Source organism: Streptococcus parasanguinis (genome assembly GCF_015557775.1).
Classification (GTDB): domain Bacteria; phylum Bacillota; class Bacilli; order Lactobacillales; family Streptococcaceae; genus Streptococcus; species Streptococcus parasanguinis_AA.
Genome location: NZ_JADNOY010000005.1, coordinates 15598 through 31255, shown reverse-complemented (window position 1 = coordinate 31255; position 15658 = coordinate 15598). Strand labels below are relative to the sequence as shown.

General features: G+C 42.8%; 18 protein-coding genes. 3 read left to right on the top strand and 15 right to left on the bottom strand.

Features of this window, described 5'->3' with window-relative positions:
• Positions 1-124 precede the first annotated feature (124 nt).
• The 5 genes from I2F76_RS07305 to I2F76_RS07285 all read right to left on the bottom strand — a co-directional run bounded on the left by I2F76_RS07305 (position 125) and on the right by I2F76_RS07285 (position 4185).
• Entirely contained in the window at positions 125-1186 is a 1062-nt protein-coding gene (locus tag I2F76_RS07305; RefSeq protein ID WP_195487543.1) for a BMP family lipoprotein, read from the bottom strand.
• 75 nt (positions 1187-1261) lie between these two features.
• Positions 1262-1651: a cytidine deaminase gene (locus I2F76_RS07300; RefSeq protein ID WP_003007631.1), complete on the bottom strand. Its 390-nt coding sequence runs from the start codon at positions 1649-1651 to the stop codon at positions 1262-1264.
• The gene (deoC, locus tag I2F76_RS07295) at positions 1638-2300 is read right to left on the bottom strand and encodes a deoxyribose-phosphate aldolase (RefSeq protein WP_049506548.1); all 663 of its coding nucleotides are present in this window, start codon (positions 2298-2300) and stop codon (positions 1638-1640) included. The genes I2F76_RS07300 and deoC overlap by 14 nt, the downstream gene beginning before the upstream one ends.
• Positions 2301-2317: 17 nt before the next feature.
• The gene (locus I2F76_RS07290) at positions 2318-3595 is read right to left on the bottom strand and encodes a pyrimidine-nucleoside phosphorylase (protein WP_125826916.1); all 1278 of its coding nucleotides are present in this window, start codon (positions 3593-3595) and stop codon (positions 2318-2320) included.
• Positions 3592-4185 (bottom strand): class I SAM-dependent methyltransferase, encoded by a 594-nt coding sequence (locus tag I2F76_RS07285; protein WP_037615364.1) that lies wholly within the window; start codon positions 4183-4185, stop codon positions 3592-3594. Before I2F76_RS07285 ends, I2F76_RS07290 begins: the two co-directional genes overlap by 4 nt.
• A 90-nt stretch (positions 4186-4275) precedes the next feature.
• On the opposite strand from I2F76_RS07285, the gene coaA reads away from it, so the two are divergent.
• The 3 genes from coaA to I2F76_RS07270 all read left to right on the top strand — a co-directional run bounded on the left by coaA (position 4276) and on the right by I2F76_RS07270 (position 6162).
• Positions 4276-5196: a type I pantothenate kinase gene (coaA, locus tag I2F76_RS07280; protein ID WP_003007638.1), complete on the top strand. Its 921-nt coding sequence runs from the start codon at positions 4276-4278 to the stop codon at positions 5194-5196.
• A gap of 96 nt (positions 5197-5292) precedes the next feature.
• The gene (rpsT, locus tag I2F76_RS07275) at positions 5293-5541 is read left to right on the top strand and encodes a 30S ribosomal protein S20 (RefSeq protein ID WP_003007640.1); all 249 of its coding nucleotides are present in this window, start codon (positions 5293-5295) and stop codon (positions 5539-5541) included.
• A 66-nt stretch (positions 5542-5607) separates the two neighbouring features.
• The gene (locus I2F76_RS07270; RefSeq protein WP_195487542.1) at positions 5608-6162 is read left to right on the top strand and encodes a DNA topology modulation protein; all 555 of its coding nucleotides are present in this window, start codon (positions 5608-5610) and stop codon (positions 6160-6162) included.
• An 88-nt stretch (positions 6163-6250) separates the two neighbouring features.
• On the opposite strand, the gene tnpA is transcribed toward I2F76_RS07270, so the two are convergent.
• The 10 genes from tnpA to I2F76_RS07220 all read right to left on the bottom strand — a co-directional run bounded on the left by tnpA (position 6251) and on the right by I2F76_RS07220 (position 15652).
• The gene (gene tnpA, locus I2F76_RS07265) at positions 6251-6715 is read right to left on the bottom strand and encodes an IS200/IS605 family transposase (RefSeq protein WP_195487541.1); all 465 of its coding nucleotides are present in this window, start codon (positions 6713-6715) and stop codon (positions 6251-6253) included.
• A gap of 189 nt (positions 6716-6904) precedes the next feature.
• Positions 6905-7684 carry an LD-carboxypeptidase LdcB/DacB gene (ldcB, locus tag I2F76_RS07260; protein ID WP_155169638.1) on the bottom strand — a complete coding sequence of 260 codons (780 nt, stop codon included), beginning with the start codon at positions 7682-7684 and terminating at the stop codon, positions 6905-6907.
• Positions 7685-7694: 10 nt separating this feature from the next.
• Positions 7695-9482, bottom strand: a complete 1788-nt coding sequence (locus I2F76_RS07255) for a TcaA second domain-containing protein (protein ID WP_176745944.1) — start codon at positions 9480-9482, stop codon at positions 7695-7697.
• 66 nt (positions 9483-9548) lie between these two features.
• Positions 9549-10775 (bottom strand): DUF6574 domain-containing protein, encoded by a 1227-nt coding sequence (locus I2F76_RS07250; RefSeq protein ID WP_155172031.1) that lies wholly within the window; start codon positions 10773-10775, stop codon positions 9549-9551.
• A 393-nt stretch (positions 10776-11168) separates the two neighbouring features.
• Positions 11169-11453: a rhodanese-like domain-containing protein gene (locus I2F76_RS07245; protein ID WP_070449063.1), complete on the bottom strand. Its 285-nt coding sequence runs from the start codon at positions 11451-11453 to the stop codon at positions 11169-11171.
• 20 nt (positions 11454-11473) lie between these two features.
• Positions 11474-11965, bottom strand: a complete 492-nt coding sequence (locus I2F76_RS07240) for a prolyl-tRNA synthetase associated domain-containing protein (protein WP_045759543.1) — start codon at positions 11963-11965, stop codon at positions 11474-11476.
• A gap of 12 nt (positions 11966-11977) precedes the next feature.
• Entirely contained in the window at positions 11978-12562 is a 585-nt protein-coding gene (locus I2F76_RS07235) for a uracil-DNA glycosylase family protein (RefSeq protein ID WP_045759544.1), read from the bottom strand.
• 52 nt (positions 12563-12614) lie between these two features.
• The gene (gene pepV / locus I2F76_RS07230; RefSeq protein WP_031573670.1) at positions 12615-14021 is read right to left on the bottom strand and encodes a dipeptidase PepV; all 1407 of its coding nucleotides are present in this window, start codon (positions 14019-14021) and stop codon (positions 12615-12617) included.
• Between the two features lie 34 nt (positions 14022-14055).
• Positions 14056-14661, bottom strand: coding sequence for a nitroreductase family protein (locus tag I2F76_RS07225; protein ID WP_003001591.1), 606 nt, complete (start codon positions 14659-14661; stop codon positions 14056-14058).
• A gap of 148 nt (positions 14662-14809) precedes the next feature.
• Positions 14810-15652, bottom strand: a complete 843-nt coding sequence (locus I2F76_RS07220) for a metallophosphoesterase family protein (RefSeq protein ID WP_045759546.1) — start codon at positions 15650-15652, stop codon at positions 14810-14812.
• Between the last annotated feature and the right edge of the window lie 6 nt (positions 15653-15658).

The following is a 15658-nucleotide window of genomic DNA, read 5'->3' as shown; positions in this document are numbered from 1 at the left end:
GTGTTTCCTTTCAAAATTTTTTATTTCAATAAAATCTGCTAGGCGACTAACAGATTTTATTGAGACAAAAATGTCTCATTTTAAAAGAAACGGCCCTTAAAGGGAGGGCCGCTCCAATCAAATATTATTTTTCAGGAACTTTAAGAGACCCATCAAGGATTTTAGCTTTAGCATCTTCGACAGCTTTTTTAGCATCCGCAGAAAGGTTGTCAGTTGTCAAATCAACTCCACCATCTTTCAAGCTATAAGTAATCACTTTACCGCCAGGGAATTTACCGTCAGCAGCTTTCTTAGCCAAGTCTTTTACAGATTCTCCAACTTTCTTCAAGCTTGAAGCCAATACAAAGTTAGATTTTTTACCATCTTTAGAAGTGTATTCACCTTCAGCTTTTTGGTCACGGTCAACACCAAGAACCCAAACTTTTTCGTCTTCATTTTTCTTCTCGTTCAAGTCTTTAGCTTCAGAGAAGACACCTGCACCAGTACCACCAGCTACTTGGTAGATAACGTCTGCACCTGCAGCGTATTGTGCAGCAGCAATTGTTTTACCTTTAGCAGAGTCACCGAATGAACCAGCGTAGTCTACTTGAACTTTGATAGATGGGTCAACAGATTTAACACCAGCTTCAAATCCAGCGCGGAAACGAGTGATAACTTCACTTTCCATACCACCTACAAAACCAACTTGTTTAGTTTTTGTAGTTTTCGCAGCAGCGATCCCAGCAAGGTAACCAGCTTCGTTATCGGCATAAACAGCAGATGCTACATTCTTTTGTCCTTCAATACGGTCATCGATGATGACGTAGTTCACATCTTCGTTGTCTTTTGCAGCTTTTTTAATAGAGTCGCTCAAGGCAAAACCAACACCAAAGATCAATTTGTAGTCGTTAGAAACAGCTTCATCAAGGTTTGTCGCATATTGAGATTGATCTGTTGATTGGAAGTAGTCAAATCCGTTCCCTTTAGAAAGACCGTTTTCTTTCCCCCAAGCTTGCAAACCTTCCCAAGCAGATTGGTTGAATGATTTGTCATCCACACCACCAGTATCGGTAACGATAGCAGCTTTCAAATCAGTTTTTGATTCTGAGTTTGCGCTATCTTTTTTAGACGCACGATTTCCACATGCTGCAAGTCCGATAGCAGCGACAGTTACTAGACCAAGGCCTAGCCATTGTTTCTTGTTCATTACTGAACCTCCTAAATTATTGTGCAACATTGTTGCGAAGTATTGAAAGGGTCAAAAGACCGCCTCACAGACCTATTAAGTCAGGTCTGTAAAGGAATATGGAAGTAATTCCTTGACCGTCATCACGACCGTCGATTTATCTTTAGATACTAAGGTTACAGGAAGGTCTGGCTCAAAAAATTCAGCCATGACCTGGCGACAAGCACCACATGGAGAGATGGGCTTTTCTGTTTGCCCGTAGATAATGAGCTCTTGAAACTCACGAGCTCCTTCAGAAACAGCTTTAAAAATGGCTGTCCGTTCTCCACAGTTGGTCAAACCAAAACTGGCATTTTCGATATTGACCCCTGTATAGATTTCTCCATCCTTCGTTAGCAGTACAGCTCCAATTGGGAAATGAGAGTAAGGCACATAGGCTTGTTGACTCACTTCAACTGCTAAGTCAATCAACTCAGTAGTCGCCATGAGCCACCTTACCTTCCATGATGGCTACACCAGAAGAAGTCCCGATACGGGTCGCACCAGCTTCGATAAAAGCAAGAGCATCTTCATAAGAGCGAGCACCACCAGAAGCTTTAACACCCATGTCGGGTCCAACAGTTTGACGCATTAAGTCAACATCTTCTACCGTTGCTCCTCCAGTTGAGAAGCCAGTTGAAGTCTTCACAAAGTCTGCGCCAGCTGACTTAGCAATTTGGCAAGCAACGATCTTTTCATCATCTGTTAAGAGACAAGTCTCAATGATGACTTTGACCAGCTTATCACCGCTCGCTTCGACTACCGCTTGGATATCTTCTTCAACTAGTGCTAAATTCTTAGACTTAAGAGCCCCAATATTAATGACCATGTCAATCTCATCGGCACCATTTTGAATCGCATTTTTTGTTTCACACGCTTTGACAAATGGTGTATTTGCTCCTAAAGGAAAACCAATGACGGTACAAACTTTAACGTCTGAATCGCGCAAGCCCTCAGCCGCAAAATTCACCCATGTCGGGTTCACACAGACACTCGCAAAATCATAAGCCTTGGCTTCTTCGATCAGCTTTTCGATCTGTTCTTGTTGCGCATCTGGTTTTAAAAGAGTGTGATCGATATATTTATTTAACTTCATACAATCTCCTGAGCTGCTTAAGATATTATTTCAATAATTTCTTTAACGCTTTCAGCCCTTTCTAGTATTTTAACATTTTTTTTGAATTCTGTAACTCTTTCTTGTGAATTTTTTTCATTCATGAAAATGCGGGCAATGCGTTCCCCTTTTTTGACGTGCTCTCCCACTTTTTTGTCAAACACAATCCCTGTTTCATAATCGAGGGGATCCGATTTAACAGCACGCCCAGCACCCAGACGCATAGCAAACAAACCAAACTCCATGGCAGGTAAAGCAGCAATGACGCCATCTTGGTCCGCTGTTACTTCAAGGACCTGATCCACTTTGACGGGACGATGCAAATCTTCTAAGTCTCCACCTTGAGCCACAACCATTTCTTCAAACTTCGCTAAAGCCTGACCATTGTTCAAGTGTTCATGGATGGCTTCAATCGATTGTTCTACATTGGCCAATTTCAACATGATTTGCGCTAATTCACAAATAAACTCCGTCACATCAGCTCGCCCTTGTCCTTTCAGAATATCCAGGGCTTCCAAAATCTCTAAACGATTGCCAATGCTAGTTCCCAAAGGTTGGCTCATATCTGTAATGACAGCGATGGTTTTCCGACCCACTGCATTTCCAAGATCCACCATGGTACGGGCTAAGCGACGAGCATCCTCAATATTCTTCATGAAGGCACCCTCGCCCACTGTCACATCCAAAAGAATGGCATCCGCACCAGCAGCAATTTTCTTACTCATGACGGAGCTAGCAATCAAAGGAATGGTATCCACTGTCGCTGTCACATCACGCAGAGCATACAAGAGTTTGTCTGCTTTTACAAGTTTGTCGGATTGACCAATGACCGATAAGCCGATCTCCTGCACCTGCTGGATAAATTCCTCTTGGGTCCGTTCAATCTGGAAACCTTTAATGGATTCCAACTTATCGATGGTCCCACCTGTGTGTCCTAAGCCACGACCACTCATTTTAGCAACCGGCACTTCGAAACTTGCAACCAATGGCACCAAGACCAAGGTTACCTTGTCTCCCACACCACCAGTTGAATGTTTGTCCACCTTGATCCCTGGAATAGCTGACAGATCAAACTGTTGCCCCGTTTGGACCATCTTCATGGTCATATGGGAGATTTCTTCCGTCGTCATCCCTTTAAAATAAACAGCCATAGCAAAAGCGGACATTTGGTAATCTGGAACCGTTCCAGCCACATAGCCCTCAATCAGCCATTCAATTTCTTCCTTGTTTAAGGCAAGACCATCTCTTTTTTTCTGAATGATATCTACTGCTCTCATGATTCTTTCTCACTTCTTAAAATATAATAGCCTTTGTCTTTTTTTACGGTCTCACAATTGCCAAACGTCTCTTCCATCTTGGCTTTCGCGCTGGGAGCTCCTTGTTTTTTCTGAATGACAATGGTCAAATCTCCACCTGGTTTCAAATGTTCAAAACTACCAGTGATCACTTGGTGAACCACTTTCTTACCAGCTCGGATCGGCGGATTACTGATCACATGGTCAAAGACCCCTTCTACTGCTTCATAGACATCCGAAGAAAAGATCTGTGCTTCCACGCCATTTCGGCTGGCATTTTTCTTAGCCAAGTCCAGCGCCCGCTCATTGACATCGACCATGGTCACTGCGACTCCCTGGGCTTTAGCCAGAGAGAGGCCGATCGGACCATAGCCACAGCCTACATCGAGGACACTTTCTCCTTCTTGAAAATCCAAGGTTGATAAGAGCACCTGGCTTCCATAGTCAATCATTTTTTTACTAAAGACGCCGGCGTCCGTATAGAAATTCATCTTTTGCCCCAATAAAACAACAGCCAGATCATGAATATCATGGGCTGCATCTGGGTTTACATCGAAATACATTTTACTCATAAGGTTATTTTATCATAATTCACTCCTTTTTTAAATCGTTTACATGACCTCTAAAAATTGGTATACTAAAGACTAAAATAGGAGTGACATATGGACAAAGAATTTCTACATTTTGAAAAAATTAATCGGGAAACCTGGCAAAATTTGCACCGCAAAACCACCCCACCTCTCTCTCAAACAGAGCTCAATTCTATTAAAAGTTTCAACGACCGCATCAACCTCCAGGATGTACGTGACGTCTACCTGCCTTTGACAAACCTGATTGGAATCTACAAGCGTTCCAAAGAAGATTTGGCCTTCTCAAAAGGTATTTTTCTTCAAAAAACGAGTGAACGCCAACCCTTTATCATTGGGGTTTCAGGGAGCGTTGCGGTTGGAAAATCTACCACTAGCCGTTTACTTCAAATCCTGCTGTCGCGAACCTTCGAAGGCTCGACAGTAGAATTGGTGACAACAGATGGCTTCCTCTATCCAAATGCTATCTTAAAAGAACAAGAGATCCTCAATCGAAAAGGATTTCCAGAAAGCTATGATATGGAATTGCTCCTTGATTTTCTTAATCAAATCAAAAACAACAAGAGCGTAGAAATCCCTGTCTATTCCCACGAAATATACGATATTGTCCCAGATGAGAAGCAAACCATTTTACCGGCTGATTTTGTCATTGTCGAAGGGATCAATGTCTTTCAAAATCCGCAAAATGACAGTCTCTATATGACCGATTTCTTTGATTTTTCTATCTATGTGGATGCCGCAGTTGATGATATCGAATCTTGGTATATCGATCGCTTCCAAAAACTCCTTGCATTAGCTCAGAATGATCCCAATAACTACTACTATCGATTTACAGAGCAACCCCTAGAAGAAGTTTTAAGCATGGCCCATCAGGTCTGGGAATCCATTAATTTAGTCAACTTGCAACATTACATTCAACCAACCCGTAACCGGGCTGATCTGATTCTCCATAAGGCAACCAACCATGAAATCGACGAAATTTATCTCAAACGCTAGAGAAAATGGCCTTTTACCGGTACTTTTTTAAGGAAAAGCTATTTTAGGCTTGTCAAATCATAACTTTTCATATATAATGAGATAGTTAGATTATCAATGGAGGTGAATAACTTGGCAAACATTAAATCAGCTATCAAACGCGCTGAATTGAACGTTAAACAAAACGAAAAAAACTCAGCTCAAAAATCAGCTATGCGTACTGCAATCAAAGCTTTTGAAGCAAACCCATCTGAAGAACTTTACCGCGCTGCTAGCTCAGCTATCGATAAAGCAGAAACTAAAGGTTTGATCCACAAGAACAAAGCTAGCCGTGATAAAGCACGTCTTGCAGCGAAACTTGGTTAATCAAGAACAGCATAAAAATCAAGCTCTCCGGAGCTTTTTTTGTTCCTAAATTTTTGAGAGGTGCTTATGAAAATTGTTATTATCGGCTATTCTGGATCTGGAAAATCTACCTTGGCTGGAGCCTTATCTCGCTACTACTCCATCCCCAAGCTTCATATGGATACCCTCCAATTTCAACCCGGCTGGATAGACAGTGACCGGGATTGGATGGAGGGACAGATGAAACAGTTTCTTAGCCAACATAAAGACTGGGTCATTGATGGAAATTATTGTTGGTGTTGCTATGAGGAAAGAATGGAGCAAGCAGACCACATTATCTTTCTCAATTTCTCTCGTTGGAACTGCCTCTATAGAGCCTGGAAACGATTCCGTCGTTATAAGGGACGCGTTCGCGAGAGTATGGCAGCAGGCTGCCCTGAACGCTTTGACTGGGAATTCATCCGTTGGATCCTTTGGGACGGTCGAACTAAGAAGGCCAAAGAAAGGTATCGAAATATCCGTTCTACCTATCCCGATAAATTCATCTCTCTCAAGAATCAAAAAGAGCTGGATGCATTTCTAAAAACAATCATGACCACCCGTCAAACGGGTGGTTTGTACCAGGGCTATAAGCCCAGATAACTAGCCAGCGCCTAAAGCCGCTGGCTTTCACTTTGTTCAAGCCTTATTGCATTTGACTCGTCACAAGCCTCTCAAAGAGGCATATGTACTACTTGCCACTATCCCTAAAGGGATCTTCATATTCTTTTACACTCAACTTATCTAAAGCAATATCTTTTCGCTCTTGTTCCTGAATGTATTTCTTTATTGTGGCTTCATTGAGGCCAACTGTACTTACATAATATCCCTCTGCCCAAAAATGTCGATTCCCAAACTTATATTTCAGATTGGCGTGTTTATCGAACATCATTAGAGCACTTTTACCTTTTAGATAACCCATGAAACTTGCAACACTAATTCTAGGTGGAATGCTTACCAACATATGAACATGATCTGGCATTAAATGACCTTCGATAATCTCAACACCTTTATAACTACATAATTTATGGAATATTTCTCCCAAACTACTTCGATATTGATTATAGATCACTTTTCGTCTATACTTAGGGGTGAACACAATGTGATATTTACACATCCATTTTGTGTGTGATAAACTATGTGCTTTTTGAGCCATATTTTTCTCCTTTCGCTTTACAATTGGCTTGAACACCTTAATTGTATCGCGTTTGGAGTTTTTTTGGTATAACCTTCGATGCGCACCCGCATAGCGGGTGGTTTTTTTGTCTCGCACCTAACGGAGCGAGACGGACTGAAAGTCACATAATACAATAAAAAAGGTTGGGATTGATATCCCAACCTTTTCTTATTTATCAACGTAATCTCCGCCAGTGAAGCCATAGTATTCTTCCAGACTCAAGCCTGAGTCCGCGATATCTTGTGCTTCTTTTCCGATATAGCGGAGATGCCAGCTTTCTGGCATGTAGCCTGTCACTTTTTCTTTTCCTTCTTGGTAACGAACCACAAAGCCATATTTAGCGGCATTCTTGAGCAACCACTTACTTGGTCCAGGTTCTGTCACCAGATTACCACTGGTATCGATCAAATCAAAGGTCAAACCTGTCTGGTGTTCACTATAACCCGGTCTTGCGGAATAACGATCGGCGGCTTCCTGACCATCTTGATTGACATAGTTTTGATAGAGGTCAACTTGGGTATCGTAGCTACGAAAACCACTATATTGGTCACTGATCGGATAACCTTCTGCCTGCATAGCTGCAATCAATTCATGAAGGGCTGAAACAGCTTCAGGATCTTCCCCTGGGTTAAAGTCAGGTGACAAGGGATAATGTTTGTTGGCGATCATCACCTCACCATATTTCCCTTTGACACTATAGTAAGAACCATTGTAGCTGACACCAGAGTCCACTTTCACATCTGACTTACCAGCTTTTGACGACTCTTCTTTTCCTGTCTCTTTTGATGGATCCTTTGCTGAAGACATTTCTTTGGAAGACTTGGTTTGCGTTTGTTTGCTTTCTTCTTTTGCAGAAGATTTAGAACTAGTGGATTGAGATTGGGAGCAAGCTGTCAGGGTTAACAAGGCAACTGTCACCAACGTTAATTTGGAAAATCTTGCTTTCATGGGGAATCTCCTATGATTCTTTTGTTACGACAATATCCGTGATCACATAACTTGCACCTACTTTTTTCAAGGTGTAAGTCTTGTACTTGCGGTTTTGTGAATCTGGATGACTATCTGTATAATGCACGGTAAAGTCTTCATAAGTCTTGATGGTCACCACACCGTTTTCTTCAGTGACACTTTGAATATCCAAAGCTCCTGGAGTATAGTAGTCAATTTTAGCCTTTCGAACGCCATCACCCGTTGTGAATTCAACCATGTCTTTGTAGGCTTGACTTTGTGTGTCATAGTATTTAGAGTAAGTGTTATTTCGATTTGAAACTGAGCTAAAGACAGCGTCGCGGTACTCTTTCAAGAACTCTTCTGCCAAGGTTCGATTTTGTTCTTCTTTGGCTGCTTGCGCTTTCTTAGCATCTTGAGCACTCTTGATGCGTTTTAAAGTATCTTTGGCTAGTTTGAGTTCGATCGGATCGTTTTCACCCTCTTCAATCGTCACCTTAGCCTTTTCAGTTGTGTAGGTTTCCCCATTCATATTGAAGACGGCGTGCACTTCAATTTCTTGATAAGGGATGCTGTCTACTTCAAAGGTCGTGCTCGTTCCGACTTCTTTACCGTTGACCACCACCTTCACATCCGTTGGGTTTTCCACTTCATCTGGGAACTCAACTTCTAAATTGCGTTTTTCAGAATTCAACTGCAATTCTAAGTTGTTCTTCGTTGCTTTTTTAGGATTGAGATGGATCTTAGAAGTGACATTTCCGACCTCTGTTTTAGCAGTCAATTCCATTTCTTTTGTATTGTAATGGAAAGAACCAAGGTCTGTCACTGCATCTTTCTTCAAGGTCACTGTTTTATTGGCTGCCACTTTGAGTTTGGCTTGGTCCAAATTGGTCTTGACCTTGACTTGCACTGGATAGCTAGCCACACGGTATTCTTGGAAGATTCCAAATTTCTTGTCCGCCTTTTCCAAACCAAAGATCTTGTTACCAGATTTATCCGTATAGCTGCCTTCTCCACCATTATCAATGATCTTGTTCAACTCTGTGCCGATATCGACCCCTTGATCTTCCATGCTAGTGATCAAGCTTTCGGCTTCATCCTTTGTCCATTTATCGTTCTCGGTTGAAAGCAGATCTGCTGCTTCACGATAATCCTTTGTATCTACTGCCTTGATGAATTTATCTGCAGTCACTTCGACACGTGTTGTAGACTGGAAGTAAAAGAAGGCTGCTACCAAAGCGATTACAAGAACAGCAAGGGCAGAAATAATCCCAATTTTCTTCTTAGAAAGTTTCTTCCCACTCTTCGTTTTAGGAGCCTTTGGTTTTTTCTGAGCTGGACTTGCCTCTGTGAAGGTTGATCCCTCAAAGACCTGCGTTTGCTCAGTAGCAAGTGGAGCCGCATACTCTTGAGTCGGCTGTTGAGGGACATACTCCTGTGTTTCTTCAGTTGAATCTGGGTTCGCAAATTCTGATTCAGGCACAGGTCCTACAAAAAACTCAAAGTTTTGACTTTTAGCCAAGGTAAATTCTTCCGCACTTGGCTTGCGGCCATAGGTTTCTTCAAAATGTTGCAACCAAGCCTGACGAGCTGCTAGAAGTGGATCGACATTCTTCACTTCTTCAACTGGTTCAACCACTGATTCCTCAACAGGAGCGACTTCCTCAGCTGGGACATTTCCTGCGATAGACTGAATTTTTTTCAAATCAAATCCACAGGCTTTCCCAGCCATAAACTCTTCTGGTGACGGTTTGCGACCGATCACTTTTTCAAATAATTCAACCCATTTCTTTTGCATGGATCTCTTCTCCCTCATTATAAAATAGGGAAAGTGGGTATTCCCACCTTCCTTTTTGTGATATGTTTAGTATCCAAAATTACCCAAGTCTCCAAAATTTGGAGTATTTGGAATAGATCCCATAATAGCTTGTTCCAAAATTTGACGATCCAAGTAAACAACAAGTCCTGCAAAGACAATTAAAATCGCAATGGATGCTACAAGCAATATGAATTTATCTGCTTTAAATTTTGTGTTGTTCAAGGCTTGGTATACTACATACAAGGTTCCAACTGTATACAAGAAGAAGATCAAGAAGTTAAGGAATCCATAGAATTCATAAGCTTTTACAAGTCCAACTAAGAAAGCAAATAGAGAAATAGGCAAGGTGTAAACAGACAAACGTCCAAACTCTTCAAATGAACGGCCGTATGAATATTCTTTATCTTGAAGAACGACACGACGGACAAAGAAACCTGCTACCTGGAAGGTATAGATATTGAAAAAAGCCATGATCAAGATGATCAGAAAGGCACGGAAATCTGCACCATAACCACCTGTAGCTCCACTAGCTGTGAAGAAAGTGCCCAAGGTCAAGACAAAAGCAGTCAAGACATACTGTAAAATTCCGTTAAGAGCTTTTGGATTTTCTACAGCTGTTGGACGTTTCAAAGCTGAAAGGAACCAATTCCAGTAACCACCAACGGCTACACCAAATTGACTTGGTTGGGCAGGATAAGGTTGTCCTGGTTGACCTTGGTAAGGAGCTTGTTGATAAGCTGCTTGAGTCGGTTGTTGGTAGGCTTGCTGTGGAGCTTGTTGGAAAGCAGGTCCATTCGCTGGAGCAACTTGAGGAGCCGGTTCTTGAACTGGAGCTGCAACTGGTTCTTCTGCAGGAGCAGCTGGCGCTGCGACAAACTCTGGAGCTTGTGGAGCTGCTACTGGTTCTTCAACAGGGGCAGTTGGTGCTGCTGGTGCTGCTGGCGCTGCGACAAATTCTGGAGCTTGTGGAGCTGCTACTGGTTCTTCAACAGGTGCAGTTGGCGCTGCAACAAACTCTGGGGCTTGTGGAGCTGCTACTGGTTCTTCAACAGGGGCAGTTGGCGCTGCAACAAACTCTGGGGCTTGTGGAGCTGCTACTGGTTCTTCAACAGGGGCAGTTGGTGCTGCGACAAATTCTGGAGCTTGTGGGGTTTCTGGAACCACTACTTCTTCTTGAAATTCTCCTGCAGCCAGTGCTTGAGCAATTTCTTCTGCACTAGCAGAACGACCATTTACGGCTTCGAAATAATCCAGCCAATCTTGTTTTGACATAATGAATCTCCTTAACTATTGTTTATACTAGGGTATTATACAAAATTTCTGAACCATTTTCAATGAAAGACTGGAAAATCCCTGCAAGATCTTTTGAAAAACATACAAATTCTACTCATTTTTAGAAATTAGTAAAGAAAAAGAGGCTGGGCAAAAACTGTCCAGCCTTTGATGTTTGATAGGAATAAGTGCAAGACGCAGTGGTTGATTGGCATCTTTGTTCGCCTTTTAAGCTCCAAAGATGACCTAATGAGGGAAACAAAGTTTCCTTTATCCACAACCTTCAACAGTCTCCCAGACTGTTGAAGCTATGCGGAGGTGGGAAGATTGAAAAGGTTTGGGGAACCTTTTCAACTTTTTTTATTTTAAGGAGTTCTTTCCCACTCCCGTTTCTTAGGATTCAAATGCATCCATGCCACCTTGGACGTTGGTCACATCATAGCCTTGCTCTTCCAAAAATTGGCAAGCACGTGCTGATCGTCGACCAGACTTGCAGATGACATAATAGGGATGATCCTTCTCTAATTCCTGGTAGCGATCTGCTAACTCAGATAAGGGAAGAAGACGAACTCCGTCTAAGTGAAGGGCATCATATTCCTCCTGCTCGCGTACATCAAGAACGTGTAAGTCTCCTTTTTGATAAGCTTGGTAAAAGCTTGAAAATGGAATTTCTTTCATGATTTCTCCTATCAGGTATGTTATGGGAGGGTTAGAATTTCATAATGAAAGCCAACAGCCTCTAAAAATCGTAACAAGTCTTGGGTTTTAATAAAGATCGTCTTTTCATTGGTATTGGGATGGAAAGTCATGATCTCCTCTGACACAATGTCTTTATCGAAATAGACTCGAATATCTTTTTCTCCATTGTTCAATAAACCAAATGGAGAAACCGTACCTGCCGGTAATTGCATTTTTTCAGCTAAAGAATCTGCTGAAGCCATGCGGATCCGGTTGGCTTCCACTTGCTCTTTGAAATCCTCCATATCCAATGGTTTCTGGTCGTCCATGATGAGCAGATAGAATTGGGTTTTCTTCTTATTGGTCAAAAACATGGACTTGGTCCGAACAGCTTCTAAGCCTTCAATGTAAGAATCGGCCTGCTCAGTTGTGAATGCAGGTGGGTGTTCCACCACGTCAAATGAAATGCCTAACTCGTCTAATTTCTCTTTAACTTGTTGATAAGGATCCATCGTCGCTCTCCTTTATTTTTGAATGATCTCTTGTACTAAGGTTTGCAATTCTGGAACCACCTCTGCCTCAAACCAAGGATTTTTAGCCATCCAGATTTGATTGCGAGGGGAAGGGTGAACGAGTGGAAAATAGGTTGGCAAATAATCTTTAAAATGGTGAACCCGTTCGGTTACCTTGCCACTAACCTTTTCATGAAGGTAGTATGCTTGGGCATATTGTCCAATTAAGAGGGTTAACTCAATATCCGGACACTCCTTGAGAAGTTGAGGGTGCCACTTTTCCGCAAATCCTTTGCGAGGTGGAAGGTCACCAGATTTCCCATGCCCTGGGAAATAAAAGTCCATGGGGATGACCGCAAACAAACCAGAATTATAAAAGGTGTCTTCGTCAACTCCTAACCATTCGCGCAGGCGGTCACCACTCTTATCCTTCCAGTAAATACCAGCTTCTTCCGTCTTCATCCCTGGAGCTTGTCCGATAATATTGATACGAGCTGTCTTTGGGGCTGCAAAGAGGGGCTCTATCCCTTTCTCTGTATATTCTTTATTTTGAGGATCTGCCATAATGGCTTGTTTAATGCTTTCAATCGTTGACATAAGTCCTCCTTCTATGGAAAAACTCAGCCAGAAAAACTGGCCGAGTAGTGGATTATTTGATTAGTTCATAGATGGCTTCTGCGTAAATAGCTGCTGCACGATAGAGATCTTCAACATCTGCGAACTCATTAGCTTGGTGCATAGTATTGACATAGTCTGGGAACATAGCACCAAAGGCAACGCCACGTTTCAAGAGACGACCAAAGGTACCACCACCGATCACTTGTTCATGTCCTTTGAGGCCAGTTTGTTTTTCGTAAACACGCAAGAGGGTGGATACCAATTCATCATCCATCGGAACATAGTGAGGTGTGTGACCATGGGCTGACAAGCTTACTGTAGCCACTCCTTCGATCTTTTCAAGGATAGCTTTGATAGTTTCAGGATCTGTACCTTGAGGGTAACGGATATTGAGGGCAATAGTGTTGTCTGCTTGGCTGTCATCAAAATGGAAGACACCTGCATTCATACTCAATGGTCCCATTTTGGCATCTGTATGGGCAATTCCTAATTTTTCACCTGCAAAATCTTCGTGAAGAAGTGAAGCTGTCACATGAAGGTAAGCCTTAGCAGCACCACCAAAATCAAATTGGTTCAACAAGAGAGCCAAGTAGGTTGCACCATTGATCCCATCTTCAGGAGTTGATCCATGAGCAGATTTCCCGACAATCGTAACGGTATAGGTTTTTTCGTCAACAGTTGAGATTTCATACTTGAGCTGGTGTTCCTTGGCAAAGGCATCTAAGAGGCCAGCAAGATCTGGTAGTTGTCCAGAAACGACTGCAGTCGCTGACTCTGGTACCATGTTTTCACGAAGGCCGCCTGTAAAGCTATGAAGATGGGCACTTCCTGTGTTGTCATTTCCAAAATGAAGGTACTCAGTGATGTTTCCTTTTTCCCCATTGATGATTGGGAATTCCGCATCTGGTGAGAAGCCAAAATCTGGCTCAGGAAGTCCGACGTGTTTGAAATAGTAATCCATGTCGCCCCAGCCTGATTCTTCATCCGTACCGACAACAAAGCGCACGCGCTTAGAAACAGGGAGTCCTAGGTCTTTAATGATCTTCAAACCATAGTAGCAGGCCATTGTAGGCCCTTTATCATCAGACGAACCACGCGCATAGAGCTTGCCATCGATAATTTCTGGTTTGTAGGGATCCGTCTTCCAACCACTACCTGCAGGCACGACGTCCATATGAGCAAAGATCCCAAGCTCTTCTTCTCCTTCACCAAAGGTAAAGTGACCGGCATAATTATCGACATTCTTGGTTTCATAGCCATCACGTTTGGCAATTTCCAAGAATTTTTCAAGAGCTTTTACAGGACCAGGTCCAAAAGGATGCTCTGCATCTGCCTTGCTGTCATCGCGTTCAGAATTGATTTCCAAGAGGCTGTATAAGTCAGCCATCATCTCATCGCGACGTTTTTCTACTTCTGCTTTAAAGTCAACTGTTGTCATGAATTCCTCCTCGATCTTCTATTTGCTAATTGGCTTAGCGTTTATCAATGATTTCGTCTACTGGTAAGCGATAGCTTGGCTCTACTTTTTCAGCCGCATAGCCAACCGTAATCAAGACTTCCGGACGGAAACGCTCTTCGATATCCAAGACTTCATTGATTTTCGATTTATCAAATCCCAAGATAATATTGGTTCCAATGCCTTGGTCTGTCAAAGCAAGTACCAAGTTCATGGCCACAAGACCAGCATTCAAAGCCAAGTAATCACTTGTTTGTTGGGCATCATAGCGCGCAAATTCAGCAGGAAGATTTTGCATAAAGTATTGCAACTGTTCGTCTGTGAAGTTTTTCACCCCACCGACACGCGCAATCTTGCGAGCCCGTTTTTGCAAATCAGTATCTGTAAAGAGGGCGATGGTCACAGGTGCTTCCATGACTTGATCGTAGTTTGCACCATAGGCTAATTTTGCCAATTCAGCATTTTTTTGACGAACGACCACAAATTTCCAAGGCTGGCTATTGTGGGCACTAGGGGCCAAGGTTGCGATCTCAATAGCAGTCCGTACATCCTTTGGATCGACCGGTTGGTCAGTGAAATGCTTGATCGCATGGCGTTTTTTATTGAGCTCTAGAAATTTCATAAGCTTCTTCCTTTTCTATTTCTGTTACCTCTATTTTAACACAAAATGAAAGAGCTTGCAGGGTTTTACAGCCTAAGATTGTGAAAAAAGAAGCAGACATTTTGAAGATCCGCTTCTTTGTTATAGGTTGAATACATAAGAGACCCATCTATGATTCATTAGAAAGATTGAAATAGGCAGCTACTTCTTTGGCATAACCGTATTTCTCAATTAAGCTAGTTAGAAGCTCGATGTTATGGCCCCGATAGTTATCCTCGCGTCTCAATTCTTCGTACATCTCAATAAAGGGGAGGCCCTTGTCCTTGGCATCTTGGAGCTCTGCTTCATAGTCATAGGCCACCTTACGAAATTGCAGGTTGGTCACCCCATCTGCTTCGACATCGATTAGCGCATACTGAGCTCTGTGGTTTTGAATTGGTTCCCAGTCAAAATAAGGCATGCCAATAGTCCCCGGATTGAGGATCTGCTGACCCTGGCTGCCATAGCGAAGCAACTGCTTGTGGACATGACCGTAGATCGCCAGATCCGTCTGGTCATCCAGCAATTGGTCAAAGTTCTCCGTCGCATTAGCTGGACGCAAATCCCCACCATAATTCTTTTCTGGCAAATTGTGGGTCAGTGAAAAGCGAATGCCATTGACCTCCTTCTTCTCTACCAATGGAAGGGATCGAAGCCAATCAATTCGCTTAGGATCCAGTCCTTCCATAAGGTACTGAGTGAGGCGAAGGAGTTGGATCTCCTGCGGATCCTCAAGTCCGTACTCGCCATCCAAGGCTTCTAAGAGACAATCGTCCCAATTTCCCCGAACAGCCGCTGTGATCGGAATCGCATCCAGCAACTCAAAAAGGTCATCTCTTCCAGGCCCAGGAAGCAAAATGTCCCCTAAAAGCCAGTATTCTGTCGCGCCTTGAGCACGCGCATCCCCAATCACTGCCTCCAGGGCTGTCGTATCTCCGTGGATATCAGATAAAATAGCGATTCGATGGTTCATTTTAAA